Annotated in this window: 20 protein-coding genes and 1 pseudogene; 9 read left to right on the top strand and 12 right to left on the bottom strand. The window is 59.7% G+C overall.

Annotated features, from left to right (window positions below; all coding sequences use genetic code 11):
* Positions 1-128 precede the first annotated feature (128 nt).
* Positions 129-1,991, top strand: coding sequence for an autotransporter domain-containing protein (locus tag ABAC402_RS24160; RefSeq protein WP_023448237.1), 1,863 nt, complete (start codon positions 129-131; stop codon positions 1,989-1,991).
* 76 nt (positions 1,992-2,067) lie between these two features.
* On the opposite strand, the gene ABAC402_RS39105 is transcribed toward ABAC402_RS24160, so the two are convergent.
* Positions 2,068-3,405 carry a helix-turn-helix domain-containing protein gene (locus ABAC402_RS39105; RefSeq protein ID WP_162148499.1) on the bottom strand — a complete coding sequence of 446 codons (1,338 nt, stop codon included), beginning with the start codon at positions 3,403-3,405 and terminating at the stop codon, positions 2,068-2,070.
* A 486-nt stretch (positions 3,406-3,891) separates the two neighbouring features.
* Here ABAC402_RS39105 and ABAC402_RS24150 point away from each other — a divergent pair, with 486 nt between their 5' ends.
* Positions 3,892-4,182: a hypothetical protein gene (locus ABAC402_RS24150; protein WP_023448235.1), complete on the top strand. Its 291-nt coding sequence runs from the start codon at positions 3,892-3,894 to the stop codon at positions 4,180-4,182.
* A gap of 172 nt (positions 4,183-4,354) precedes the next feature.
* Here the strand turns inward: ABAC402_RS24150 and ABAC402_RS39100 are convergent, their stop codons facing one another.
* From ABAC402_RS39100 to gmd, 3 genes are read right to left on the bottom strand one after another with little or no spacing between them, the layout of a single operon-like run.
* Entirely contained in the window at positions 4,355-5,839 is a 1,485-nt protein-coding gene (locus ABAC402_RS39100; protein WP_023448234.1) for a discoidin domain-containing protein, read from the bottom strand.
* A 22-nt stretch (positions 5,840-5,861) separates the two neighbouring features.
* Positions 5,862-6,821 carry a GDP-L-fucose synthase gene (locus ABAC402_RS24145; protein WP_023448233.1) on the bottom strand — a complete coding sequence of 320 codons (960 nt, stop codon included), beginning with the start codon at positions 6,819-6,821 and terminating at the stop codon, positions 5,862-5,864.
* On the bottom strand, positions 6,822-7,883 hold the full coding sequence (gmd, locus tag ABAC402_RS24140) for a GDP-mannose 4,6-dehydratase (protein ID WP_023448232.1): 1,062 nt from the start codon (positions 7,881-7,883) through the stop codon (positions 6,822-6,824). It lies immediately after the preceding gene.
* A 1,040-nt stretch (positions 7,884-8,923) separates the two neighbouring features.
* Between gmd and ABAC402_RS24130 the strand changes: the two genes are divergently transcribed.
* Both ABAC402_RS24130 and ABAC402_RS24125 read left to right on the top strand, forming a co-directional pair.
* Positions 8,924-9,154, top strand: a complete 231-nt coding sequence (locus ABAC402_RS24130) for a hypothetical protein (RefSeq protein WP_023448229.1) — start codon at positions 8,924-8,926, stop codon at positions 9,152-9,154.
* 18 nt (positions 9,155-9,172) lie between these two features.
* Positions 9,173-10,030 (top strand): annotated as a pseudogene (locus ABAC402_RS24125) (serine hydrolase domain-containing protein); the annotation flags it as partial.
* A gap of 1,027 nt (positions 10,031-11,057) precedes the next feature.
* On the opposite strand, the gene ABAC402_RS24120 reads toward ABAC402_RS24125, so the two are convergent.
* The 4 genes from ABAC402_RS24120 to ABAC402_RS24105 form a co-directional block, all read right to left on the bottom strand.
* Positions 11,058-11,432: a hypothetical protein gene (locus ABAC402_RS24120; RefSeq protein ID WP_155847301.1), complete on the bottom strand. Its 375-nt coding sequence runs from the start codon at positions 11,430-11,432 to the stop codon at positions 11,058-11,060.
* Between the two features lie 90 nt (positions 11,433-11,522).
* Entirely contained in the window at positions 11,523-13,676 is a 2,154-nt protein-coding gene (locus ABAC402_RS24115; protein ID WP_023448226.1) for a sialidase family protein, read from the bottom strand.
* On the bottom strand, positions 13,673-15,811 hold the full coding sequence (locus tag ABAC402_RS24110) for a sialidase family protein (protein WP_023448225.1): 2,139 nt from the start codon (positions 15,809-15,811) through the stop codon (positions 13,673-13,675). Before ABAC402_RS24110 ends, ABAC402_RS24115 begins: the two co-directional genes overlap by 4 nt.
* Before the next feature lie 172 nt (positions 15,812-15,983).
* On the bottom strand, positions 15,984-16,328 hold the full coding sequence (locus tag ABAC402_RS24105; protein WP_023448224.1) for a metalloregulator ArsR/SmtB family transcription factor: 345 nt from the start codon (positions 16,326-16,328) through the stop codon (positions 15,984-15,986).
* 154 nt (positions 16,329-16,482) lie between these two features.
* Here ABAC402_RS24105 and ABAC402_RS24100 point away from each other — a divergent pair, with 154 nt between their 5' ends.
* The 5 genes from ABAC402_RS24100 to ABAC402_RS40095 all read left to right on the top strand — a co-directional run bounded on the left by ABAC402_RS24100 (position 16,483) and on the right by ABAC402_RS40095 (position 20,807).
* Positions 16,483-17,130, top strand: a complete 648-nt coding sequence (locus ABAC402_RS24100; protein ID WP_235079905.1) for a DUF4166 domain-containing protein — start codon at positions 16,483-16,485, stop codon at positions 17,128-17,130.
* A 14-nt stretch (positions 17,131-17,144) separates the two neighbouring features.
* Entirely contained in the window at positions 17,145-18,572 is a 1,428-nt protein-coding gene (locus ABAC402_RS24095; RefSeq protein WP_023448222.1) for a TIGR01777 family oxidoreductase, read from the top strand.
* 170 nt (positions 18,573-18,742) lie between these two features.
* Complete coding sequence (locus ABAC402_RS24090) at positions 18,743-19,060, top strand: rhodanese-like domain-containing protein (protein WP_023448221.1); 318 nt, start codon at positions 18,743-18,745, stop codon at positions 19,058-19,060.
* 1 nt (position 19,061) lies between these two features.
* A complete protein-coding gene (locus ABAC402_RS24085; RefSeq protein ID WP_023448220.1) occupies positions 19,062-20,225 on the top strand; it encodes a cellulase family glycosylhydrolase in 1,164 nt (387 codons plus the stop codon).
* Positions 20,226-20,396: 171 nt separating this feature from the next.
* Entirely contained in the window at positions 20,397-20,807 is a 411-nt protein-coding gene (locus tag ABAC402_RS40095; RefSeq protein ID WP_155847300.1) for a hypothetical protein, read from the top strand.
* 66 nt (positions 20,808-20,873) lie between these two features.
* Here ABAC402_RS40095 and ABAC402_RS24080 read toward each other — a convergent pair whose 3' ends face one another.
* The 4 genes from ABAC402_RS24080 to ABAC402_RS24065 all read right to left on the bottom strand — a co-directional run bounded on the left by ABAC402_RS24080 (position 20,874) and on the right by ABAC402_RS24065 (position 24,635).
* Positions 20,874-22,004, bottom strand: a complete 1,131-nt coding sequence (locus ABAC402_RS24080) for an ABC transporter permease (RefSeq protein WP_023448219.1) — start codon at positions 22,002-22,004, stop codon at positions 20,874-20,876.
* 1 nt (position 22,005) lies between these two features.
* The gene (locus ABAC402_RS24075) at positions 22,006-22,944 is read right to left on the bottom strand and encodes an ABC transporter ATP-binding protein (RefSeq protein ID WP_023448218.1); all 939 of its coding nucleotides are present in this window, start codon (positions 22,942-22,944) and stop codon (positions 22,006-22,008) included.
* A gap of 136 nt (positions 22,945-23,080) precedes the next feature.
* The gene (locus ABAC402_RS24070; protein WP_023448217.1) at positions 23,081-24,010 is read right to left on the bottom strand and encodes an HlyD family secretion protein; all 930 of its coding nucleotides are present in this window, start codon (positions 24,008-24,010) and stop codon (positions 23,081-23,083) included.
* Positions 24,003-24,635 carry a TetR/AcrR family transcriptional regulator gene (locus ABAC402_RS24065; RefSeq protein ID WP_040409797.1) on the bottom strand — a complete coding sequence of 211 codons (633 nt, stop codon included), beginning with the start codon at positions 24,633-24,635 and terminating at the stop codon, positions 24,003-24,005. Before ABAC402_RS24065 ends, ABAC402_RS24070 begins: the two co-directional genes overlap by 8 nt.
* Between the last annotated feature and the right edge of the window lie 13 nt (positions 24,636-24,648).

Here is a 24,648-nt window from a genome sequence, read left to right as displayed (position 1 = left end):
ACCACGCCCTGGGACACGATCCGGATGGGTCACTCGGCCATCATAAATCGTTCGGACTAACCGGTCCGGACGACGCGTCGAGATAGCCCCGATAGGCTGGAGGTCCATTTTTGGGAGCTCTAAATCACATGAAACTTCATCGACTTATCATCAACTGCAGTGTCACCACGGCCATTCTGGCTGGATCGTCTGCTCTCGCCGGAGAATCCGCCCAGGACTACTTCTTCGGAGATTCTGATCTGGAGCAGGGAAATTTCCAGGTTCTGGCGCAGACCGTCGGCGCAGGCCATCCACTCTATAGCTGCGGTACGGTACTGTGCCGCGATTCGAATGGACCGAACTGGGCTGAATATCTGTCACCCGGTGTTCTGCCGGCTCTTGCGGCCGCGGCACCCGGGACTTCGCTGAACTTCGCCGTGTCGGGCGCTCATATGACCGATCGCGGCGATCCGACTTTGCCGGAACCCACCGGCGTCGGCCAGCAGATTTCCTGGTTCTCGGCGCTGCAAGCGAACGGCACGATCAAGGTTGGCGGCGGTGACCGCTTCTTTGTACACGCCGGGACAAACGACATGCTGCGTCTCTTCGACGGCGAACCGGCCGATGTCGTTCGGGCCGATATCGTCGCTGCAACGACCGACCATGTCAGGGTCTTGTCCCAAGCTGGTGCCCGCACCATTGTCGTCGCCAAGGTCCAGCCGGTTCAGTACCTGCCCTTCCTCGCCGGCGACAGTTATGCCCCCCTACGGCAGTTGGCCAGCGAGTTTGTCACGCAGACCAATACGGATCTGATCGCCGCCCTCGTCGGTGTGCGATCCACACTGCCCACCGGAACGCAATTGATTATTGTCGATCAATCTGCGTTTCTCGACCTTCTGCGCCGGGATCACCTTCGGTTAGGCTTCTCGAACTTCGAGGATGCCTGCGCCGATGTCGCCACGGGTAACCTCTGTTCAAGCGATCTGCAGGCGCAGAATCGCTATGTCTTTTTTGACAGCAATCACTTTACAACTGCGGGACATGCCCTGTTGGCGGACTGGTACAGGGCGACGCTGAGCGCTGCTTCAGGTGATGCCGCCTTGGGCAGCGGCCGCCTGGTGGACGCCGTCGACCTGGGCGCCGACCGGATCGAAGCGGAGGACATGGCGGCGCGCGACGCGTTGGAAAGCGACGACTCCCGAGTCTTCAGCTATGGCGCAGCGATCAGCGGAACGGCGCGTCTGAACAAGGCGGCGGTGACCCAGAACGGCCTGCTGGTCGGGCTACAGGTGCCGGTCAGTGACCGGGTCGTGGTCGCCGCTTCGGCAGCCTATCTGGAACAGGACGCCAGCCACAGTGCCAGCAACACCTTTGCCACCCGGGAATGGTCAGTGTCGGGTTCGGTCAGGACGAATCTGGGGCCGGCACAGTTGAGTGCGGTTGCCAGCTACGGCAGGGACACTGTGCCGGCTTTTCGGCGCGATGTCGGTGCGCTTGGCCTCGTGACGGCAGGTAACACCTGGGGTGAACGCTACGGGTTGTCGGCGCAGTTAAAAACAACGTCGGCGGACAAAGGGCGCTATGCGACATTTCTGACCCGGCTCAGTTACCGTCATGTCAGGATTGATGGGTTTGAGGAAGACGGGGCGGAGGGATTGAACCTGGCCTATGCCCGTCAATCGTCGGACCGCCTCATGCTGGACAGCGAAGCGAAGTTCGGACTAGATCCAACGCGCTGGGGCTGGGTGACGGCGGCGCCGTTCATTGTGGTGCGCGACCGCGTCTTACTGACAGGGAAATCGCGCAAGATCGAATCGACGTTGCTTGGCGATCTGGCTGATCCGGCGACCGTTACCGTGCGAAACATCGCCAACACGGGCTTGACCCTTGGCGGCGGTGCCGACCTGCACCTTGGACAACGCGTCGCCCTCGGCTTACGATACGAGCACGCCCTGTCTGGCGACAACAACGGCACGTCTTCAGCTTCTCTACGCGTGGCTATGAGGTTTTAGAGCGGGATGGCTTTAGGTAGAATCGCCATTTCGCTCTAAGCTTTTGTTTTGTCGCGCAATTTGTCCGAAAGGTGCTTCACACCTTGTCGGATGGCGCTAAGGCGACATCTTTGCCGGTCGCAACGGACGTGTCGGTAGCGACCTCGTCCGTTGCGGCATGGCTTGCCGCAGCCGCGCGATACTTTGTCGGCGTTTGGCCCGTGTGGCGGCGGAAGGCTTCGTTAAAGGTCGACTTGGCATTGAAGCCGACCGTTTCGCTGATTTCAAGAACCGTCGCGGTGCCCGAGCGCAGGTGAAGACAGGCCTCTTCGATACGGAGGGCATTGACGTAATCGTAAAAATTGGTGCCGCGCCGTGTATTCAAGGCCTGGCTGATCTGATGATGCCGCGTAGCGGAGGCGGCCGCCAGATCGGCCAGGCTAAGAAAAGGATTGCGCCAGAGCGCATTCGAACGCATCGCGGCGTCGAGCTTGGCCAGGACGCGCTCGCAATCGGCCTCGGTCATGGCTGAGCGGGCATAGCGTGCGGTTCCGGCGTCTGACACAGTGTCTAACCCAGTGTCTGGCCCAGTGTCTGGTTCCGCGTTAGGCGCGTCTGCGAGCGCGGCGTCGGGGCCAGTCTTGGCGTGGTAAATCGCCCTGCTCTGAGCCCACCGGTCGTGACGCACATGCAACGCGCAGAACGCCAGGGACAAAAAACCAGCCAGCATGGAGAAGACCGCGTCGGGCAGGCTCGGCAGGTCGGCTACCGTCAGGCACTGATCGATCAGGGTGACGGCGACGGGTACGAGGCCAACGGCCAGAAGCCAGCGCGTCCAGCTTAGGTCCAGCCCTTCGATGTTGGAGTATTCTGACCGCAGCCAACGATCGTGTCGACGCAGGTCGCACCACATCCTCCAGCCGGCGGCGGCCAGCAGCCCCATCCAGATCATCCAGAACACGAGAATCCCGATTATTGCGAGCATCAGGTGTAGCGACGGGTTCATAGCGGCGGAATTGTCCGCACCCAGGTCGTGTCGCAGGTTTGGACTGAGCGTTAGCAAGGGAATGAGACAGACAACGGCCAGCCCTGCGAGCCAGAATCGGCGCCAAAGCGGGCGTCCAGGCGGTTCGGCGAGCGACGCGCGCGTCAGTGCCTGAACATAGCCCTGAAGCGCTATGGGCAGGAAGGGCCAGTGCACACTTTCCAGGCCCACGAGGACGGGATGGCGTTCAAAAACACCCAGGGCGTCCAGGGTCGCACATAACAGATGGAAACCGAGGAGCAGGATGAGCAGGATCAACCAGCGACGGGAAGCGATCAGCGCGTTGTTCTCGTGGGGGATCGAAGTGGCAGCGACCAGACAGGCCAGGCCACTGAGGCTGATGCCCATTCCCGCCGCGCCCGATAAGGCTTCCCATAGCCCGAATTGCACAGCGAATCTCCCCGGTCGCAGCCATTGATAACCTACCGGCGCCGCGAAGACCCGGCAAGTCTGTGCGACAAAGCATGCGAGGGACAGAGCCGCAACGCGAACGCAGACCGCCGTGAACATTCCGGTCAGGTCAAGACGCGAAAGCTCGTCCGGGCCCATGGGACGGGACGACGCCGGCAAGTTTACGCGCCAAAAACGCGTCATCCTTGTCGCAATTGAAAGACCGAACATGACCGCCATATCACGCCGAAATGTCCTGGCCGGCACCGCTGGGCTGTGGCTTTCCGGATGCGCCACCGTGGATGGGGCTGGTAGCCTGTCGCAAGACCACAACCTGCAATTTACGGTGCGGGGCGAGACAGGGCCATCCGTCGTGATGTTGCATTGGCTCGGCAGCGATCTTGAGACCTGGTCTAACGTGATCGGGCCGATCGGATCGACGGCACGGGCCATGGGCTACAACCGCCCGGGCTATGGCCATAGTCCATGGCGCCGGGCGCGCGCGCCGAATTTGATGGCAGCGAACGTGCCGAGCAAGTCGTGGCGGCGTGCCCACCCTATCGCGGCCCAACCATCATCCTGCGTGCGCTCAACCTCGAAGGTCCAACCAGCAGCGCCTATGCGTCCGCACGGCGCGACCTGATGGCGGAGGTGGCGCGCCGCGATCACGGTGAGATCGTCGATGCCCCGACCGGCCACTTTATCCAAAACCAGCGCCCCGATCTCGTCATCGGGGCGGTCAATCGGGTGATCGCCGGCGAGTTGGGCATACGGTAACAGGCGCACTATTGCCAACATGTCAGGAACGCGTGCTCGAGGCCAGGGCTCGTCGTGCGGCAAGACGACAGCTGTGAGATGCAAGCCTGGGTCAGCCCATGGTCCTGCAATCCCGCATTAAAGCCGGTTGGGGAATATGGCTCCCGCCCCCGTATTCATTACCGCCTGGAACTCAGGAGCCCAGATCGCTTACCACAGGATGCGTCCACTCGCCGCTGACCGCAAGGTTCTCGATGGGATAATCAATCATCATTTGACGCTGTTCGGGCGAGTTCGCCCATTGCCCTTCCTTTATGTACGCGCCGGCTTTGTCAGTGATATGCACGACGTGCCGGACGTTTGGAATACCGGCAAAGGGACAGCCGCCCGTGGGCGAGAAGTAATAAACCGTTTCGATCTGTCGCGAGAAATGGCAAACTCCGGTTCCAAAAGTGCCAATACCGAAGGCCAGATGTTGCGAGTCGATGAGCGCCATGATGTCGTCCTCGACCGTACTGCTTTGGCTCGAAAACGGAATCGCGGCTGCCTTCAGGCGCGCCTCAAGCACGTCGATGACGGGGTTTCCCTTATCTTCATAAACGAGGCGGATGCGCTTAATCCCCTTCTCCCTGACCAATCGATCAATGACCAGTTCGTAGAATGCAAGGGGGGGCTGGATGTAACCGGCGTGAATCCATGTCGAGAAGATGTCGCCAGAACGGATATGTATGGCCAGCTCATCCTTCGGCCGGCTTGGAATCTGGGTGATATCAATGCCCGTATAAAGCTTGCTGACATGATTGCGGACCAACTCGTAATAGCTCTGCGATGTGCTTTTCGTGAGTGCGGTTTTAAAATGATTGCGGAAAAAGAAGTTCCCTCTAAGAAACGCGCCGCCTCCGGGAAGAGAAGTATCACTCGGCAATACGTCGACTTGCCCGACTCTGATGGGTGCCGATAGACGAATTAACTTTCCCGGCGACGCACGGACATATTTCAAACCAAGATGATGGGCGACTTCGATCGCCGTTGCATATTGGATAACGCTATTTCCGAAGGCCCCGCTATTGTTGATGTCAAGACCAATCAGCGTCCCATCCAAGTCTTCCGGCGTCGCGGCAACGAGTTCGTATCCGGCGCTTCCGCCGCTGTCGGGGTCAATATCCTTGACGGGAAAACCAAATCCCAGGTCGCCGCGAATCTTGACTATGCGTTCAACGGAGTTCTGAATGAGCACCTCGACGTACCATAGATGGAACGGAACTCGCTCATGCAGTTGCAAGCGGATGTAGCGCGCTTTCACTTGTCCGCCGAGCGGCAACGAGAGCGGAGATTTATCAGGTCCATAACCGAAATAGACCATGCCCGCATGAACGGCTTGCCAATCGTTGCCGTCTAGAGAAACCGCTACAGACACTGTGCGCGCACGCTCAAACAGAATATCGCGTCGATTGTACAGATTGATGGTATCGATCGGATAAACCGCGTGCAAATCGACCTGCCACCAGGGCGAGTCCTCTTCGGAGGTATGAAAACCGAATGTCCGCTCGTCATCCTTAACCAGAGCTCCTGCCGCACCAAGACTGCCGGACCAATGGGACAGCGAACTCTGCGACGCCGTCTTGCCAGGCGCCAGATTGACAAGTGATTGCGCAGACGAGGAAGAGGGAGAGGTCATTTCAGATCTTGATTTGCAAGGGTTACGCGGCGGACGCGACGATATTGTTAAGGAACCAGTTATAGGTTTGCGAAATCCCATCCTTCAAGCTCGTTTGCTGTGCCCAGCCAAGGTTTCGCAACTTATCGCCGCTCATGAGTTTGCGCGGCGTACCATCGGGTTTGGACAGATCATGGACGATCCGGCCTTCATAACCGATAACTTCGCAAACCAGCTTCGTGAGGTCCAGGATGGAGATGTCCGTGCCGGAGCCGACATTGACATGTTCATCCCCTGAGTAATGTTTCAGCAGGAAAACCAGGGCATCTGCGCAGTCCTCGCAAAACAGGAACTCGCGCAGCGGTGTGCCTGTTCCCCAAACCACGACTTCACCAGCCTGGCTCACCTTGGCGGCATGAACCTTGCGCATAATGGCCGGCAGCACATGGCTCGAATTCAAATCGAAATTATCGCCCGGACCGTAGAGATTGCTCGGCATGGCCGAGATATAATCCCGTCCATGCTGCCGCCGGTAGGCCTGTGCCAGTTTTATACCGGCAATTTTCGCAATGGCGTACCATTCATTGGTTGGCTCCAGTGCCCCCGTCAGAAGCGCGGATTCGGAAATGGGCTGTTCGGCATATTTCGGATAGATACAGGACGAGCCGAGAAAAAGGAAACGGCCTACGCCGGCCTCGTGCGCAGCCTGAAAAACATTGGCCTCGATGATGAGGTTGTCATATAGAAAGTCTGCCGGAAAGCTGTCATTGGCGAGAATGCCGCCAACCTTGGCGGCCGCCATAACCACGGCATCCGGCCGGCTTTTACCAAGAAACGCCTCTACGGCATCCTGCCGCTTCAGGTCCACAGTCTGACGGTCAGCTGTGAGTATCTCACATCCTTCCTGTTGGAGACGGCGTACGACGGCGCTGCCGACCATGCCCCGGTGCCCGGCGACAAACACTCGCTTGCCCTGCAAGTCGAAGACAGCAGCATCGGGCACTCAAGCCTCCTTCATAACAGTTGACGTCCGCATCACTTTCAGATCCTCGCGCACCATCTCAGACGCGAGCTCTCGGGGTGTGGTTTTATGCTCCCAGCCAAGCTTCTCCCGGGCTTTTGCCGGATTGCCAAGAAGCAACTCCACCTCTGTCGGACGGAAATAACGGGGATCCACCTCCACCAGACACTTTCCCGTTTCGGCGCAATGGCCTTTCTCGTCGACGCCCGTGCCGCTCCATTGTATCGTCACACCGACTTCCTGGAAGGCCCACTCAACGAAGGTCCTGACGGGGGTGGTTATCCCTGTGGCAAGGACATAGTCGTCCGGCACATCCTGCTGCAACATCAGCCACATGCCACGAACATATTCGCGGGCATGTCCCCAATCGCGTTGCGCATCCAGATTTCCCAGATATAGTTTTTCCTGACGCCCGAGCTTGATTGCGGCGACGGCACGCGTGATCTTGCGGGTTACGAAGGTCTCGCCCCGCAGAGGGCTTTCGTGATTGAACAATATGCCGTTGGACGCGTGCATTTTGTAGGCTTCGCGGTAATTAACAACGATCCAGTAGGCGTAAAGCTTCGCCACGGCATAAGGTGAGCGGGGGTAAAACGGCGTTGTTTCGCTTTGCGGTACCTGTTGTACCAGACCGTAAAGTTCTGAGGTCGATGCCTGATAAAAGCGGGATTTGCTCTCTAAACCCAGGATTCGAATGGCTTCCAAAAGCCTGAGTGTCCCGATCCCGTCGGCATTAGCCGTATATTCCGGTGTTTCAAAGCTAACCTGAACATGACTTTGCGCGGCGAGATTGTAAATCTCGTCCGGTTGCGTTTCCTGCACGATGCGGATCAAATTGGTGGAATCCATCATGTCGCCATAATGGAGGAAAAAACGCGCGTTGGTTTCGTGCGGATCCTGATAAATATTCTCGATGCGCCCCGTATTAAACGACGATGACCGACGCTTAATACCGTGCACGATGTAGCCTTTCTCAAGCAGAAGTTCGGCCAGATAGGCACCATCTTGCCCGGTGACGCCCGTTATCAATGCGGTTTTGGTCATTATGACTCCTTGAGGACCTTAATCGTCGTTCGCGCGGAGATTACCGGGGGCGAGGTATTTAATCTAAAGCATCTGTGAAAGTTGAGTATCCGTCGAGACGACATCGTCCCGGACCTTTCGCGGGCGCCCTTTGCCGGGTCGCTCAACCCATCGAATCAACGCGTGTTGCACCTGATGCGAGAGCGAGCACTGCTGGCGGCTCCAACCAAGCTGCGCCCATCACCAGACGCTTATGACCTCCTCGCCCTGCCCCTCCCTGAACCGCTTACCATACCAGATCCTGCACGGGGCAAACGCGGTGCGCGCGGCATAAAAGGCCTCCAAAAAGATTTTTTTGACGCAACGCAACAACAATGTCAACAAGCGACTCTGCCTGTAGGCTGGAGACAAAGGTGGCCGGTTTCTGCGTCTGGCGATACCACGGCATGCTCACATCCCATTGATTCATAAAGAACAACCAGACCTGAGAAAGGGTTGGGAGACAAGACTGCTCCTAACCTCGGCCTCCCCGCCAGCAGCCCACCGCTCATGCGGCGCAATGAAGAGCGTCCCCATTCCAGCGGATCGCCGGCAATCGCGAGGGAATACCCGAATTGATGTCGATAATGCCTCTGACACCTTTTCTTCTTTACGGACAAGCAAAGCCTACACGTCCACGATTAAGAGTCGGTATCAAAACAACGGTTTTCCTTTTCTTCTTCGCGTCTTCGCGCCTTCGCGTGAAATATTGCGACCGTTCAGACAGCATGTGGCGGCGGACAAAGACCTTCAAGAGGTCTCACGCGAAGACGCGATGGCGCGAAGGAAATGCGGCCAGATCAAGCGCCTAGACGCCTTCCATATGGTTTTTCAAGCCAAGCCAGATGGACAGCGCCAGGCGATCAAACTTCGCGGCACCCACGCGACTTTGAGATCGACCTGTCAATGTCAACTCTGACACCTGTTCCTGCGACTTGGATCAGGCAATGAAAGTCATCAGGTTTCAAGTCTAACCCCGTAAGGACAGCGTAAACGTAACAACACCAGCAAGGGGCCAGCCCATGACCACGCAAAAGATCCGATCGACCCTTTTGGCCATGGCCATAAGCCTCGCAGCCGCTATGACCGGTCTTTCAAACCCTGCCCTGGCCGAAGGTCGTGCAGCGCGCAGCGTGATAAACGTTGAAGCCAAGGCGGGTCGCTTTTCCGGCGCCGTCATCATCCTGAAAAACGGCAAGCCGATCGTGGATCATGGCTGGGGCCTGGCCGACCGGGCCACGGGTAAACGCTAGAAGACCAGCACCCCCACCCGATATGCCTCCTTGACCAAGCAAATCACCGCCCTTCTGGTGTTTCAGGAAGTCCAGGCCGGACGGATCGACCTGAACGCCCCCCTGTCGCGGTATATCAAGGATGCACCGGCCTGGGCCAGCACAGTCACGATCGAGCATCTCCTGCGCCACACATCGGGCCTGCGCGAGGCCGACACCGGCGAATCCTATGATTTCCCCTTCCACCCGGCTTCCAGCGCAGCAGAACTCGCCCGTCCCCGCAACCAGGCGACACGGATATGCCATGACGCACCGGTCGCAGCCCCCGGCACGCAATTTCAATACGGAGATTGCGAGTATTTCTGGCTGGGCGCCGTCCTTGAACAGCTGACCGGCCAATCCTGGGACCAGTTGGCCCAGGACAGGGTCGCCCGCCCCCTGGGTCTTAAGTCGTGGGTGGCCGCCAAACCTGGCCGCGACACAACGGCCCGCGGCTATGTTGTCGGCGATAAGCTTGAGCCGGCGCCGGGGCTTTGGGCCTATTCCACCGCAGCCGGCATGACGGGCACGCTGAAGGATGTCGCCCGTTTTGAACGCGCGCTTGTTCACAGCGAACGTCTGGATCCCAAATGGACCGCGCAGATGCTGGAAGGCCGCCCTGAATTCCAGTCCCACGCCATGGGCTCATGGAGCTACACCCTCCCCTTCGATGGCCAGGATATCCGCTTCGTCGAACGCCAGGGCTGGGTCGGCGGCATAAGGCTGATGGTGATCAGCGTGCCCGACGAAGACCTTGTGCTGGCCATGGTCTCCAACGATCCCGACACCCGGTTCGATGGCGCCTGGAATCCGGAGGGTTTCGTCAGCCGCGTCATCCGGGCAAGTCGCCTGCCATAATGGCCCTGACGCCTTTTCCCGCTCCCTCGCATCACCAATCACAGATACCTCCCCGCGCCTCTTGCGTGGGGTGAGCGCAGCCGAGATATATCCCGGCAAGCGTAAAGATCACCTGCAGCGTAACGCAGCGAAGCGGAGCGAAATGGTGGTGGGGCGATTTTCTTCCGGAAACGCCAAAGCCATAGCAAAGGACGTCCTTCTTCCTTCTCCTCCCCATTTCTTCAATGGGGAGGTGGCGAGCAAGCGCGCCTTCTTAGGCGAAGCGAGTCGAGACGGAGGGGTCCTCTTTCCGGTCAACCTCCCAAGCCATCAGCATCCCGCGCGAAGCGCCTTCCCATTTCCGACGATTCCCCGACGATTCAAGCGTTTACGCAGTCCATCTGGCTTATCTGGCTTATCTGTGGACTAAAAAAACGACACTTCAGCGGCTTGGTTGCCGGGCGATAGTCTCGGCCATCGTCGCGGCGGAAACTCGGCAAAGTGTTGTCCACAGATAAGCCAGATAAGCCAGATGGACAGCGCCAACACGACCAAATTTCGTGGCCCTCACTCAATTCAAAGATGGTCGTGTCGATAATGACTCTGACACCATTTCGCTGTCGGCATTGGCCCCGGGCTTGCCTTCGAGCTGGTCAAGGGCGCCGGTGGAAAAGGCGGCCCGGCAGCAGGCGTACCTGACTTGCCAGGAAGGCATGCGCCGCATCGAATGGAGACGCACCTGCGGGAGGTGGCGCGGCCGACACATATTCGCCAAGCGCCGGAGCGGCAAGATACGCGGGCAGCCCCGCGAGGGTGGCCTTGAGCAGGGCGCGCCGGCTGAAGTCGTTTCCTGCGCAGCAAGTTTTCATGAGACACACGTCCGTAAACAAGTCTGTGACTTCGGCAATCAAGAGCCAGGCACGTCATCGGTTAGCCTCTACCCCGGTTTCCCCACCAGCAATCCCCGGCCATGCGGCGCGATATACAAGGTCCCCCACTCCAGCGGATCGCCGGCGATCGCCCGGAAGCTGCGGAACTGGTGCCTTCCTCAAAATCCTTCCGGAACTCCCGTGGCCCCATCAATCTTGGTGATAGTCCACTTCCTCATATCGTCGTATTCAAATTTGACATCAAAATTAAACTCGTTGTCTACGATAAGCAAAATGACGGCTTTAGGCTTACCTATTTCCTGAAACAGATTTTCGCTTATTTCATTCAGCCTATCCCATGCCGAGTCATGCTGAAATGGACTAACTAAATTGACCACCCCGTTCGACACGCAAGACGCATTAGACCCAAGCCTGTTTCCCTCATGGGAAAAACGAAAATATGCCTTTGTCCACGACGAATCCACCTCCATCGCAAGCTCAATAAATGTCTTTGCGAGCTCAATTACCAATTGCGAACGATCGTCATCCACCAACAAGACCTCCTTGGGCCACCCACCCAGATTCTCAAATCAATAAGTTTGCCCACCACTAACCACTAAGGGAGTCAGAGACAATATCGCCCCCTACCCCGGCTTGCCCACCAGCAACCCCCGCCCATGCGGCGCGATATACAGCGTTCCCCACTCCAGCGGGTCACCGGCGATCGCCCGGAAGCTGCCGAACTGGTGCGCGTCGTCATTGATCCGCACCCACGACTTGCCCTCGTCGTCCGAACGCCACAGCCCTTCCTTCCCGTTGACCTTGCCGGCCAGATACACCGCCGGATAACCGTCCTTGACCTTGGCCGCGCCGAAGCCGACACACCAGGCGACATCGACATCCTTGACCTGGCTCATCGCGCTGTCCGCATCGCGCGAATGCAGCAGCCCATAGGGCGCCGCAAACCACAGATCCCGCATCCGCGTCGGCATCACGGCCAGTTGGGCAGATTGCCAGCCCTCGACCTTGGGCAGGCCCGACACAATCGGCTTGAACGTCGCGCCATGATCGACGCTGATCAGGATGTTGCCGGCAAACCGGTCGTGGACATAGAAGACTCCGTCCGCAACCTTGTCCGAGATCGGCGTCAGACCCTGATCCCGGCCCAAAGGCCAGCCGGCTGATTCCTTCCAGGTCCGCCCCTTGTCCGTCGAATAGTAGGCGCCTTCCTTTTCCGGCACCCACAACAGCGACGTCGCCTTGGCCGAGACATTGATAATGCCTGAACCCTTCCACGGCTGACCATCCGCCGGCCGCCGATAGGGTGACGCCGGGAATGCCGTCCAGCTCGCCCCCGCATCCTCGGAATACATGCCGTGATTGCCGCTGTTGGTGGTCCGGGCCACAAAGGCCGGCGCCTGGCCGCCGTAATCGACCGAGTAATTGGTGTCGCTGGCCGGAGCAAACAGACCCGTCGATGGCGTCACCGTCAGGTCGTCCCACGCCGCCCCGCCGACATCACCCAAAGCCGCTAGCACCACCGCACCACCGGTCGGCGACGTCATCTGGATCGTCGCGGTTTCTTCCAGATCCTTGATGTTAAAAGCAAAGCGCACCGTCTCGCCCGTCCCGGCCTTGGTCAGGTTTTCGCTCATCCACAGGCCGTAGCCGGTGCCGTAGATCATCTCGTCGCCATTGAACGGATTGATCTTCACGTCCGAAATCCAGTGGCCCATCTTGTCCTGGCCCTTGAGATAGCTGATCAGCCACGGATAGCTTGAGGCGTCGTGCTTCGACTTATCTTCCAGGGCGATCCAGGTCCCCCCGCCATCGCGCGACACGAAGACGTCATCGCCCGGCCACCACCGGTTCAGCGTCGACACCACCACCGTGCCGTCGGGGCCGACATCGATGCCGGAGAAGCCGAAGCTGGCGCCGCCGACCGGCTTGATTGGCGAAATCTCGCGCCATTTGCCGGACGGATCGCGCTTCCACACCCCGCCCTGGGTGGCATAGCTGGGGTTGACCACGTTCTTGCCGTCGCCATGCGCGAACGTCACATACAGCGAACCGTCGGCGGCGAAGACCGCGTGCTGCGGCATCTGGGCCGGCGTGCCGTCGACCGGTTGCCAGGTCGCGCCTTTATCGCTGCTGACGAACAGCCCCGCCTTGGCGTCATAACCACCGGCAAATATGGCGCCAGACACCGGATCGATCAGCACCAGGCTGAGGTGTGTCGCCGGGCCATTGACCTTGCCAAACGACTTGCCGCCGTCCGTGCTCTTCCACAGCCCGTCCTGGTTGGAACCGTACCACAGGACATTGCCGTCTTTCGGATCGACCACCAGCCGGTCGCCCGAGCCACGGCCATCAGAATTGCCACCGACCTTGATGTCCAGAGCCGTCTTCTGCCAGGTCTTGCCCTGGTCGTTTGAGCGCAGGATCGCCCCCTTCCCCGCCCAATCGGCCAGGTAAAGCCCGCACGCCGCATAGACCTTGTTCGGATCGCTGGGGTCGATGGCCATCGACAAGACGCCCATCAGGTCGGCTTCGTCGTGCCCCAGATGATCCAGCAGGGCGATCCAGCTTTTGGTCGCGAAATCGTAGCGGTACATGCCGCCGATATCGGTGCGCGTATAGAGGATGTTCGGCGCCTTGGGATGGTACAGGAAGCCGTCGACATAACCGCCACCGCCGAACGGAATGGTAGCCCATGAATACGGCGCCTCGGCCGCCTGGGCGCCAGTACCGATCAGGCTCAATGCGGCCGAAGCCAGCAGAATTTCACGTCTGTTCATTGTGGTCTCCCTACCATAATGCCGCGCCCATCGGGCGCTATGTATAACACGCCATGCTCACGCGGATCACCGGCAATGGCGCGCATCTGACCGAAGCGAGTCGCATCCGTATTGATCCGTGTCCAGTGGCCGCCTTCGTCGTCCGAGCGCCACAGGCCTTCCTCGCCGCCCACCTTGCCCCACAGGAATATCGACGGATATTTGCGGCTTTTTTCGGACCTGCCAAAGGTGACCTGCCACGCCTGATCGACTCCGGCGAGCGCCACTGGCTGGCCGTTACGGATTCGGTAAAGCGCCGCCCCCGAAGCCAGCCACAGCTCCTCTTCATAGCCCGGCACCGTCCGCAACTGCCCATTGCCCGCGGGCAAGCCGCCGGTAAGTAACCCGAACGCCTGGCCGCGATCACGCGATACCAAAACCTGTCCGACCGCCCGATCCAACATATAGAAGGTGGCATCATTGACCTTGTCGGCGACCGCCTCCTGGCCGCGTTGCGGTGCCGGCCAGCCCTTGGACAAGGTCCAGGTCTTGCCACCGTCGCTGCTATGATAGGCCGGATGGTTTTCCGGCACCCAGATCATCGTCTTGCCCTTGGCCGAAATGGCGATCTTGCCGGCGCGGTTGTTGTTCCAGTCTTTCGTCTGCAAGGGCGGCGGCTCGGCCGGCAGGGGCTGCCAGCTATCGGCGCCATCATAGGAAATATAGCCGCTGATGTTTTCGTTGTCGGCGCTGCGCACGATGATGTTGGGCGCCAGGGCCGCAAAGGCAACACCCTGGTTGGTTTCGTGCGTTGGCGAAAACAGCCCGCGCGACGGCGTCTTGCTGAGGTCATGCCAGGCCGAACCGGACACATCTCCCGCCGCCATCAAAACCTTCGGTCCCTTGGGCGGGCTTTCCAGCCCCAGGATCACTGTTTCCTCGAAATTCTCATTCTCGAAGTCGAAAACGACCGTCCCACCCGCTTCCAAGGCCGACAGGTTGCGCGTCATCCACACGCCGTAGCCCGTACCGTAGAGCAGTTCGTCACTGTTGAACGGGTTGATCTTCAGGGCATCCATCCAGTGGCCCATCTCCTTGCGCGCCGCGGAATCCTCGTCATCGCCCTTCATGTAGTTGAGCAACCACGGATGGCCATCGGCCTTGTGCTCGGCCTGGTCCTTGAAGGGTTTCCACGTCGCCCCGCCATCGCGCGACAGATAGATATCATCGCCGCCACCGCTGTAACGGTTGGTCGTCGCCACCACGATCGTGCCGGGTCGCTGGCGGTCGAGATCAAGACCCGAATAGCCAAACGTCAGTGCCTTCGTCGGCTTGGCGGGTGAGATATCGGTCCAGACATCCCCTTTCAGCTTCCACACGGCGCCGTCACTGACATCCCACGGCCCCAGCGCATCGGCAAAGGTGACATACAAGCTACCGTCCGCATCCAGCGCCATCTGATGTGGGATCATCTTGGGCGAGCCCTCGATCTTGCGAAAGGTCTCGCCACCGTCGTCGCTGCGATAGAGCCCGTCGCCGGTCTCACCCGAACCGGCATAGATGGTCTTGCCGTCGATCAGCACCGTGGTCACCGCCTTGGGGACAAACGCCGCCACCCGGCTGAAACTCCTGCCACGATCCGTGCTCTTCAACAGACCATTCTGCGGCGTCCCCAGCCAAAGGATATCGCCATTACCGGGATCGACCTGCAGCCGTTCGCCGGCCCCGCGTCCCATGGCATTACCGCCCAGCTTGATGCCCTTCAACGTGGTCTTTTGCCAGGTCGCGCCCTGATCCTCAGACCGGATCACCCCACCATCCGGCACACGATCGCTCAGATAAAGCCCGCACGTCGCATACAGCCGCTGCGGCGCATTGGGATCGACCGCGAAGGTCATGACGCCGAAACAGTCCCAGTCGTCCCGGCCAAAGCCGTCCATCAACGGCACCCAACGCCGGTTGCCGTAGTCATAGCGATAGGCACCGCCAACATCGGTCCGCGCGTACAAAACATTGGGCGTCTTGGGATGATAGAGAAAGCCGTCGACAAACCCACCGCCTTCGAACGGTATGGTTTTCCAGGTGTAGGGTTCAGCCTGGGCGTTACCGGCAAACAGCGCTATTGCGCTCGCTAGCGTGAGTGCCGTCCAGTTCATCCTCACAGTCCCGTATTTTTTATCATGTGAAAGGTTTTTCACACCCGAAAGGACGGGTCAAGGTACGTAGTGGAGTGGAGTGAACCGCCCCCCTCCGCTTCGACGCGCTTCAGCCTACGGCTTTCGCTTGCTCAGCACCTCCCCCGCAAGCGGTGGAGGATAAAGGAAAGGATCAGCCATCCCTCTCAGGCGTCGGCGGCCCATCCGAAGTCGCACCCGACTTCTTCTCGCTCTCGCGCTTCAGGGGGCCGCGCACATGGCAAACCTCCTGCACATACCCATCCAGTTGATTGAAGATATGGTCAGAGACGATGCTGTAGTGGATGAACTTACCCTTCTTTTCGCCGGTGATAAGCCCGGCATTCTCCAGGATGCTCAGATGCTTTGACAGGGAGGGTTTGGCCATGTCAAAACGCTCGGCGATCTCGCCGGCCGTCATGGTCGCCTTGCTGAGATAGGCGAGGATTTTCAAGCGCGGCTCCGAGGCCAGGGCCTCGAATGTTTTGACCATTTTCATGAAAGATGCGTCCGGATGGCGCAGCCTCGACATTTCGTTGTTCAGCCGGTTGACGAAACAAAAAGGGCGGCGTAACGATTAGCTAGTTAGCTAAATATATGGTGACCTTGCTTACAAGTCAAGGATTGCCGGCGGCCCAAAAAGGGGAATGGCCATGGGTGCCAAGGCTATAGATTTCAGGGGGCATAGTGGGGAAGACGGGGAAAAAGACAGCGCGCTCAAGACTCTGATGGGGTCGGACTGGTACCGCCTGCATCCTGCGGTGCAGGCGCGCTTTCTGCATGAGCCAAAGGTTAGCGAACCAATCCTCTATGAGGGCGTGATGGAAAAGGTTCATTGCTCGAAGGCCGGCTGGTTGTTTGCGCAGGCGACCCGGCTGATCGGCAATCCGCTGGCGCCTCATCGCGGCCGCAACGTGCCGATGCAGGTCCATCTCATCAAGCGCCCGGGTCAGAGCGGCGTCTACTGGCAGCGCAGCTACTTCTTTGACAAGACTCCGTTCGTCGTCACCTCGGCCAAGCGCGAAAATGCCAGACACCAGCTCTGCGAATATGTCGGCTTCGGCTTTGGCATGCGGCTACGTACCTATGCGCGCAACGGCGCACTGCATTTCGTCAGCGAACGCTTCTTCTGGGAAATCGCCGGGGTGCAGATCCCCCTGCCCCACTGGCTGTCGCCCGGCCGTACCCACGTCAGCCATACCGACCTCGGCCACGGCACATTTCGTTTCACGATTGCCATGGACCATGCGCTTCTGGGCCGGACCTTCTATCAGACCGGTGTCTTTCACAAAGCGTCTTAAAGATCGGAACTATCATGGAAGCCCTGTTGCTGATGATGACGATCCAGGGCTGCCTGGGCGCTTTCGACACGCTCTATCACCACGAATTCAGCGAGCGCCTGCCGTGGAAAGCTTCTGCTTCGAAGGAACTGTGGATCCACGGCGTGCGCAACTTTTTCTACGGCCTCATCTTCGCCTCGCTGGGTTGGGTGGCCTGGGGCGGCGGACTGGCCTGGATCTTCGCCGCCATGCTGGTCGGCGAAGTTCTCCTGACCCTGTGGGATTTCGTCATCGAAGACCAGAGCCGCAAGCTGCCGGCCAGCGAGCGCATCACCCACACCATCCTGGCGATTAATTACGGCGTCATTCTCTGTTTACTGGCGCCGGTGCTGCTGGGCTGGGCGGGCATGCCTCACGGCTTCCACGTGCAATCCCACGGACTGTGGTCGTGGATCATGACCTTGTTTGCCGTCGGCGTGACGGCCTGGGCGGTGTTCGACTATCTGCGCTCGCGCCGTTTTCGCGCCCCGGCGGATGTACCGCCGCTGCATCTGGCGCAACCGAACCAGCGCGTGCTGATCACCGGCGGTACCGGCCTGATCGGATCGCGACTGGTCCAGGGCCTGATCGACGATGGCCATGAGGTCACGGTCCTTACCCGCGACAAGGCCAAAGCGGTCAGGTTCCGCGGCCGGCTGACCGTGATCGACAACCTGACGCAGCTTCGGGCCGTCGATGTCATCATCAACCTGGCGGGTGAATCCTTGAGCAGCGGCCTGTGGACCACGGCCAAGAAGCGCAAGCTGTACAGCAGCCGGCTGGACCTGACGCGGGATCTTGTCGACTGGATTGCCGCCGCCGCCGAAAAGCCCCGCCACCTGATCAACGCCTCGGCCATCGGCGCCTATGGCCACAGCGACAGCCTGGAATTCCGCGAAGACTCTGCTCCCGGCGAACCAGATCTGGCCCTGGACCTGTGCCGGCAGTGGGAAGCCGTCGCGCAGGATGCCACGCAGCATGGCGTCAAGGTCGCTGTGCTTCGGTTGGGCATCGTCCTGTCACTGGACGGCGGCGCTCTGGCCCAGATGCTGTTCCCGTTCGAATTCGGCGGCGGCGGTCCGATGGGCATTGGCCGGCAATGGATGTCGTGGGTCCATATCGACGATGTCGCCGGCCTGGTTGGTCACATCATCGATCAGGGTCTGGTGGGACCGATCAATGCCGTGGCGCCACAGCCGCGACAAAACCGCGACTTTACCCGGAGCTTAGGCCGCGCCATGCACCGCCCGGCGATCATGCCCCTGCCTGGCTTTGCCCTGAAACTGCTGCTGGGTGAGATGGCGCAAACCATCCTGCTCAACGGCCAGAAGGTCGTCCCGGCCCGCGCCCTGGCCTCAGGCTACGCTTTTCGCCATCCGGACCTCGACGGTGCGCTGCATCATTTGCTCGGCGGCAAGATGTGATGTACGACCGTCAGACTGATTTGAAAATGGGTCAGGCTGAGCCGAAAAGGGCTGGTTTCGAGAACCGGAGCGGAGCGTCCTTCAGTACGTGAGCACCGGAAGCGCAGAAAACGGACCTTTGCAGGCCAGCATCACCCATTTTCAAATCAGTCTGGCAAAGGAGTCTCCGCATGGTTCAAGTCTACAATATGCCCCCAGAGGAACTGGCGCAACATCTCGATGCCGGTGACGTCCTGCTGATCGACGTCCGTGAAGAAAACGAATTCGCCGACGCCCGTATCGACGGCGCCGTCCTGGCCCCGCTGTCGACCTTCGATCCCTCGGCCCTTCCCGATCCGCACGGCAAACGCGTGGTACTGCAATGCGCCGGCGGGGTGCGCTCAGTGCGCGCGCTGGAAGCCTGCCAGGCCGCAGGTCTCGACATCACCGACCATCTGGCGGGCGGCATCAAGGCCTGGCACGCCGCCGGTCTCCCGATCGTGCGCTGACATGAAGCGCCTGCTTGCCACGGTTGCCGCCCTGCTCTGTTTGGCCAGCCCCGCCCTGGCAGGCGACATCACCTTCTGGGACGCGCCGCAATATGGCGGCAACAGCTTCAACGGCGCGCCGCCCGACGAGGCCTATTTCCGCGCGTTGAAGGCGACCGGCGCCGCCTGGGTGCGCCTGACCTGGAGCAAGTGGAAGGGCGAGCGCCAGGACTTTCTCATTGGTGACGCCGATGTCTATTCCGGCATCCCGGCCTCCGATTTGGCAACCCTGATCAAAACAATGGACGCCGCCGATGCTGCTGGCGTCAAGGTCGTTCTGGTGCCCTTGTCCCTGCCGGGCGACCGCTGGAACCAACAGAACGGCGGTAAGCACGACGAGCGCCTGTGGAACGACCGCGCCTACTGGGACCAGTCGGCAGCCTTCTGGCGTGATCTGGCTGTGGCGGTGAAGGGCCATCCGGCGCTGGCCGGCTACAACCTGCTCAACGAACCGACGCCGGAAAAAGGCCAGGGCCTGGCCGAGGACGCCGACGCGGCCACGCGGATCGCCTGGTACGCCAAACACAAGGGCACGACGCGCGATTTGCCCGCGCTTTACGAACACATTATCAAGGCGATCCGTGAGGTCGATCCCAATACACCGGTCATGGTCGATGGCGGCTGGTACGCCAATGCCGGCAGCTTCGCCTACTGGACGCCGCTGAAGGACGACCAGGTCCTGTACGCCTTCCACATGTATGAGCCCTGGAACCTCACCAGTTCACCGCAGATCAAACGCAAGCCGCAGTCGCCCTATCCTGGACCGGCCTGGCCTGGCGGCGAAACCTTCGACCGCAAGGCTATGGAGACCTTCCTGGCCCAGCCGTTCGACTGGGCCAGGGCCAATGGCGTGCCGGCCAACCGTATGGTGGCTGGTGAATATGGCTGCGTGCGCGTGTGGACGGACTGCGGGGCGTACCTCAATGACGTGCTCGATATACTGAACAATCATGGCGCCCACTGGGCCTTCTACAGTTTCCGCGAGGATGTCTGGGAGGCGATGGACTATGAAATTCCGCCAGATTTCCCAGCCGGCCGCTTCTACTATCTGATGGGCGAAGGCAAGCCGGCAGCTATCCCGCGCAATGGCCCGTTGATGACCGTTATCCGCGAGCATATGAAGTAAGGCTTCTGGAACCGCGAATGAACGCGAATAAAAGAAGCCAAACGCACTAAGCTGCCACAGGTTGAGCGTATCCAGTTCAAAGATGAGTCAACAAGATTGCCGATTGGATCGTGCGAAACTCTTCACCGCTGGCGCCAGTCGAAGGTGCTACAGCGTATCCGGAATAAACCAATGAGCGAACCCAAAATTCCAGAACTCTTAAATGGCATGATTGGCGCCCGGTTAGATGAGTTTACTGTCAGGTTTGCGTCCACAGGTCTTAGATTCTCCAAAAATATCGGTATACGAGAAATTGTTTTCACTGTGGAAACACAATGTGACGTTTCAAGCCCGATAGAAGGGGGAGCTCACTTAGGTAATGACATCGAAAAAATGTGCTCTCATTTGTGCAAATGCTTGGAAATGAATATAAATAATTTCGATCAAAGGAGCGATACAAAATATGAAATCACCTTAGATTGCGATTTAAAAATCATTATATCAAACAATTTCAATGACAAATTTAAAGAAACACTATCCGTATATGTTAAAAACTGGCCTAATGAGGGTGATATTGGTCAATATTTTTTTGAATTCTTATAGTTTATTGATACACCGCACTCACAATCTCTATTTTCGCCTTATCGTTTGCAAGTAGCAGAATAGCGCCTAATCCAATGTCGAACGATACCGCTTCATCGCCACTGCCATCGCCACGGCGATAAACACCAGCAACGGCCAGATATTGGGCCACATGGCGGCAAAGTCCGAGCCCTTCAGCATCACCGACCGGACAATCCGCAGAAAATGGGTCAGCGGGAAGATCTGGCCGATCGCCTGGGCCCATTCCGGCATGCCACGGAAGGGGAACATGAACCCCGACAACAACAACGACGGCAGGAAGAAGAAGAATGTCATCTGCATGGCCTGCATCTGGGTGCGGGCCATGGTCGAAAACGTAAAGCCGACCGCCAGGTTGGCGATGATGAACAACGCCACACCGAAGGCCAGCAGCCAGAAGGATCCGATAAACGGCACCCCGAACACATAGCTTGATGCCAGCAAGACAATCGTCGTCTGGATCAGGCCGACACCGATATAGGGCACGATCTTGCCGACCATGACCTCCCACGGGCGCGCCGGCATGGCCAGCAGGTTCTCCATATTGCCGCGCTCGGTCTCCCGCGTCATGGCGATCGAGGTGATCATGATCATGGTCATGGTCAGGATCACCCCCAGCAGGCCCGGCACGATGTTGTACTGGGAAATGCCTTCGGGATTGTACATGCGATGGACGACGATATCGACCGGCGGCGGCGCCTGGGCCAGGGCCGCCCACTCGCCCTTCAGGTCCTGGCGCAGCGATGAACTGACGATCTGCTGGATCATGCCGATCGCGTTCGACGCCGCCGACGGGTCAGACGCATCGGCCTCGATCAGCACCTGAGGCCGGTCGCCGCGCAGCAACTCGCGGGTAAACCCCGCCGGCACAGTGATGACGAAGGCGACCTCACCCGATTGCAGGGCGTCGGTGCCTGCCCCGGCGCTGGTCACCTGACCCTGGATGTCGAAATAGCTCGAGTTCTGCAGCCCGGCAGCCAGCGACCGGACGATGGTTGAGTCTTCTTCCAGGTACAACAAGGTCGGCAGGTGGCGCGGGTCGGAATTGATGGCGAAACCGAACAGGGTCAGTTGCACCACCGGCACCAGGATCATCATGCCGAACGTCATGCGGTCGCGCCGCATCTGGATGAATTCCTTGATCAGAATGGCAAGAATGCGGTTCAGAGCTGCGAACATGTCAGACGCCCACCGACGTGTCGATCGAACGGTCCATCAGATGAATGAAGACATCCTCGAGATTAGGCCGCGCCTGCCGCCAGGTGACACCGTCCACCTGTTCGTCCTCAATCAAGGCCATAAGCGCGTTCAGATCGCCGCCCGACACGTGCAAAGCGTTGCCGAAATAGGCGACATGTTCGGCGCCAGGCTTGCCGCGCAGCCGTTCCATCAGGTCACGCACGCCAACGCCTTCGGCGACAAAGGTAGATAGCCCGCTCTGGTCGATAATGTCCTCGACCCGGCCCTGCGCCATCAGCTTGCCATAGGCAATATAGACGATCTGATCGCAGCGTTCGGCCTCGTCCATGTAGTGGGTCGAGACGAGCACGGTCAGCCCCTGCGCCGACAGACGGTGGATCTGGTCCCAGAAGTCGCGCCGCGCCTGGGGATCGACCCCGGCGGTGGGCTCGTCCAACATCAGCATCTTTGGATTGTGCAAGGTGCAGGCGGCCAGGGCCAGGCGCTGTTTCCAGCCCCCGGACAGGGTACCGGCCAGCTGATTCTGGCGCGTGGTCAGGCCCAGTTGTTCCAGGGTCTGATCGACCACCTGCTTCTTGTTGGCGATGTCGTAGAGATTGGCGACGAACTCCAGGTTCTCGCGGATGGTCAGGTCCTCCCAGTAGGAGAACTTTTGGGTCATGTAGCCGACCTGGCGCTTGATCTCGCGACTCTGTTTCAGGATGTCGTAACCGAGGCATGTCCCCTGCCCCGAGTCCGGTCTAAGCAGCCCGCACAGCATGCGGATGGTCGTGGTCTTCCCGGAACCGTTAGGGCCTAAGAAGCCCCAGACCTGGCCGCGCGGCATGGCGATGTCGACCTGATCGACAGCCGTGCGCTTGCCGAAAATCTTGGTCAGGCCCCGGACGTCGATAGCGAGATCGTCTCCAGCCTTGGTCATGCGTACCTCCCGCCATCTGCATCTGCGGGAAAGGGGGCAAAGCGACGCGCGTGGTCTGTAAAGAAACGGGGGAGTACAAGACGTGAAGAACGCCAAGCTCCACGTATGGAGACGCGCTGGAGATCGAACGACTTCCTCATAACCTGACATCCACCGGCTGGCCGGCATGCAAGGCGTCGGGTTTTTCCGGCACGGCTTCGATCAGGAACATCAGCTTCTGACGCTCCTTGACAGAATAGATAACCGGCGGGGTGAATTCGGCATTGGCGGCAATAAACCGCACCTTGGCATTCTGAACCCGGCAGCCGTCACACGACACCTTGACCAACGTGCCGACCTTGAATTGGGCCAGTTCAGACTGCGGCACATAGAACCGTACAAATTCCCGGCCTTTCGGCCGCACGGTCAAAACCGGCGCCCCGGCCGCCACAAACTCCCCCGGTTCGCGCAGGCGTTCATCGACCTGGCCGGTGAGTCGTGCCCGCACCGACCGCTCATCGACCGTCCATTGCGCATTGGCGACATCGGCTGAGGCCGCGGCGACCTGAGCAGACGCCGCCCGTTGCTGGTCCTGGCGGGCCGATTGCCGACGTTCGGTAATCAAACGGTCAATATTGGTCACCGCTGCGCGCGCCGACCGGGTTTGCATTCGCAGGGCGTCCATCTGGGCCGCCGAGACAAAGCCCTTCGGCTCCAACTTCGTATAGCGTGCTTCATTAGCCACGGCCAAATCCAGTGCCGCCTCCGCCTGGACTTTCTGGGCCAGCAGAGGCGCGATATCGGCGTCGCGGGCGCCCTTGCTGAGGTCCTGGGCCTGGGCCGCAACTGCGTCAGCGCGGCTCTGGGCACCGACCAGACTGTTGCCGGCCTGGGTCGGGTCCAGCGTAAACAGCAACTGGCCATCCTGAACTACGGCGCCACGATCGACCTCGACCGTGGCCAGCCAGCCGGACTGCGGCGCGGCGATGCTCACCGACTGGGCCTCGACATAGCCGCTGTAACTATCGGCGGCCTTGTCGGAACAGCCAGCCATGGCCAACAGCACAACGAGGGCGAGCTTACGCATGGTTCAATCCTCGCAAAAAGAGCCGGACGTGGGTTTTGAGGTAGGGGTCCGGCAGGAACGGGACCGTTTCCGACGGCGCAAAAACCAGCGACCACATGAGCGATTTCAGGAGGGGCGCGATGAACAGGTGCGCCGCCATGTCTCCGGTGATGCCGGAAATTTCGCCGCGCGCCAGCGCCTTGTCGAACAGGCTGGTAAGGCCCTCCAGCATCTTGCCGACGACCTCGCGGCGGTAAAAGGCGGCCAGGTCCGGGAAACGCTGGGCCTCGGCGATCAGCAACTTGGGATAGACGGGAAGCTTGCCGGCGGCGATGGCCGCGGCCGCCATCTCGACGATGCGCATGAGGGCCGGCTCCAGCGGGCCTTCATACCCCTTCAGGAAGAGCGTGGCCAGGGCGACGCGCGGGGCGATATCGCGCATGATCAGGGCTTCGAACAGGGCCTGTTTGGTGGGGTAATAGAGATAGACTGTGCCCTTGCTGACCCGGGCCTTGCGAGCAACATCCTCCATGCGCGCGCCCTCGAAGCCGTGTTCAGAAAACTCCGCCAGGGCAGCATCGAGGATATCGGCCTGACGCATCTCTGGCGCGGCGCGGCGCGATCGCAAAGGTACGGGCTCAACCATGGAAACTCCATTC

It is taken from the genome of Asticcacaulis sp. AC402, from assembly GCF_000495835.1.
Lineage (GTDB): Bacteria > Pseudomonadota > Alphaproteobacteria > Caulobacterales > Caulobacteraceae > Asticcacaulis.
This window is presented reverse-complemented; position numbering and strand designations above follow the sequence as displayed.

What these genes read in the sequence shown, in the direction of transcription:
- ABAC402_RS24070 (WP_023448217.1), bottom strand. Translation starts at nt 24,010, where the DNA reads ATGCGTAAGCTCGCCCTCGTTGTGCTGTTGGCCATGGCTGGCTGTTCC.
- ABAC402_RS24115 (WP_023448226.1), bottom strand. Translation starts at nt 13,676, where the DNA reads ATGAACAGACGTGAAATTCTGCTGGCTTCGGCCGCATTGAGCCTGATC.
- ABAC402_RS24105 (WP_023448224.1), bottom strand. Translation starts at nt 16,328, where the DNA reads ATGAAAATGGTCAAAACATTCGAGGCCCTGGCCTCGGAGCCGCGCTTG.
- ABAC402_RS24110 (WP_023448225.1), bottom strand. Translation starts at nt 15,811, where the DNA reads ATGAACTGGACGGCACTCACGCTAGCGAGCGCAATAGCGCTGTTTGCC.
- ABAC402_RS40095 (WP_155847300.1), top strand. Translation starts at nt 20,397, where the DNA reads ATGAGCGAACCCAAAATTCCAGAACTCTTAAATGGCATGATTGGCGCC.
- ABAC402_RS24085 (WP_023448220.1), top strand. Translation starts at nt 19,062, where the DNA reads ATGAAGCGCCTGCTTGCCACGGTTGCCGCCCTGCTCTGTTTGGCCAGC.
- ABAC402_RS24065 (WP_040409797.1), bottom strand. Translation starts at nt 24,635, where the DNA reads ATGGTTGAGCCCGTACCTTTGCGATCGCGCCGCGCCGCGCCAGAGATG.
- gmd (WP_023448232.1), bottom strand. Translation starts at nt 7,883, where the DNA reads ATGACCAAAACCGCATTGATAACGGGCGTCACCGGGCAAGATGGTGCC.
- ABAC402_RS24095 (WP_023448222.1), top strand. Translation starts at nt 17,145, where the DNA reads ATGGAAGCCCTGTTGCTGATGATGACGATCCAGGGCTGCCTGGGCGCT.
- ABAC402_RS24090 (WP_023448221.1), top strand. Translation starts at nt 18,743, where the DNA reads ATGGTTCAAGTCTACAATATGCCCCCAGAGGAACTGGCGCAACATCTC.
- ABAC402_RS24160 (WP_023448237.1), top strand. Translation starts at nt 129, where the DNA reads ATGAAACTTCATCGACTTATCATCAACTGCAGTGTCACCACGGCCATT.
- ABAC402_RS24100 (WP_235079905.1), top strand. Translation starts at nt 16,483, where the DNA reads ATGGGTGCCAAGGCTATAGATTTCAGGGGGCATAGTGGGGAAGACGGG.
- ABAC402_RS24080 (WP_023448219.1), bottom strand. Translation starts at nt 22,004, where the DNA reads ATGTTCGCAGCTCTGAACCGCATTCTTGCCATTCTGATCAAGGAATTC.
- ABAC402_RS24075 (WP_023448218.1), bottom strand. Translation starts at nt 22,944, where the DNA reads ATGACCAAGGCTGGAGACGATCTCGCTATCGACGTCCGGGGCCTGACC.
- ABAC402_RS24130 (WP_023448229.1), top strand. Translation starts at nt 8,924, where the DNA reads ATGACCACGCAAAAGATCCGATCGACCCTTTTGGCCATGGCCATAAGC.
- ABAC402_RS24150 (WP_023448235.1), top strand. Translation starts at nt 3,892, where the DNA reads ATGGCGCCGGGCGCGCGCGCCGAATTTGATGGCAGCGAACGTGCCGAG.
- ABAC402_RS39100 (WP_023448234.1), bottom strand. Translation starts at nt 5,839, where the DNA reads ATGACCTCTCCCTCTTCCTCGTCTGCGCAATCACTTGTCAATCTGGCG.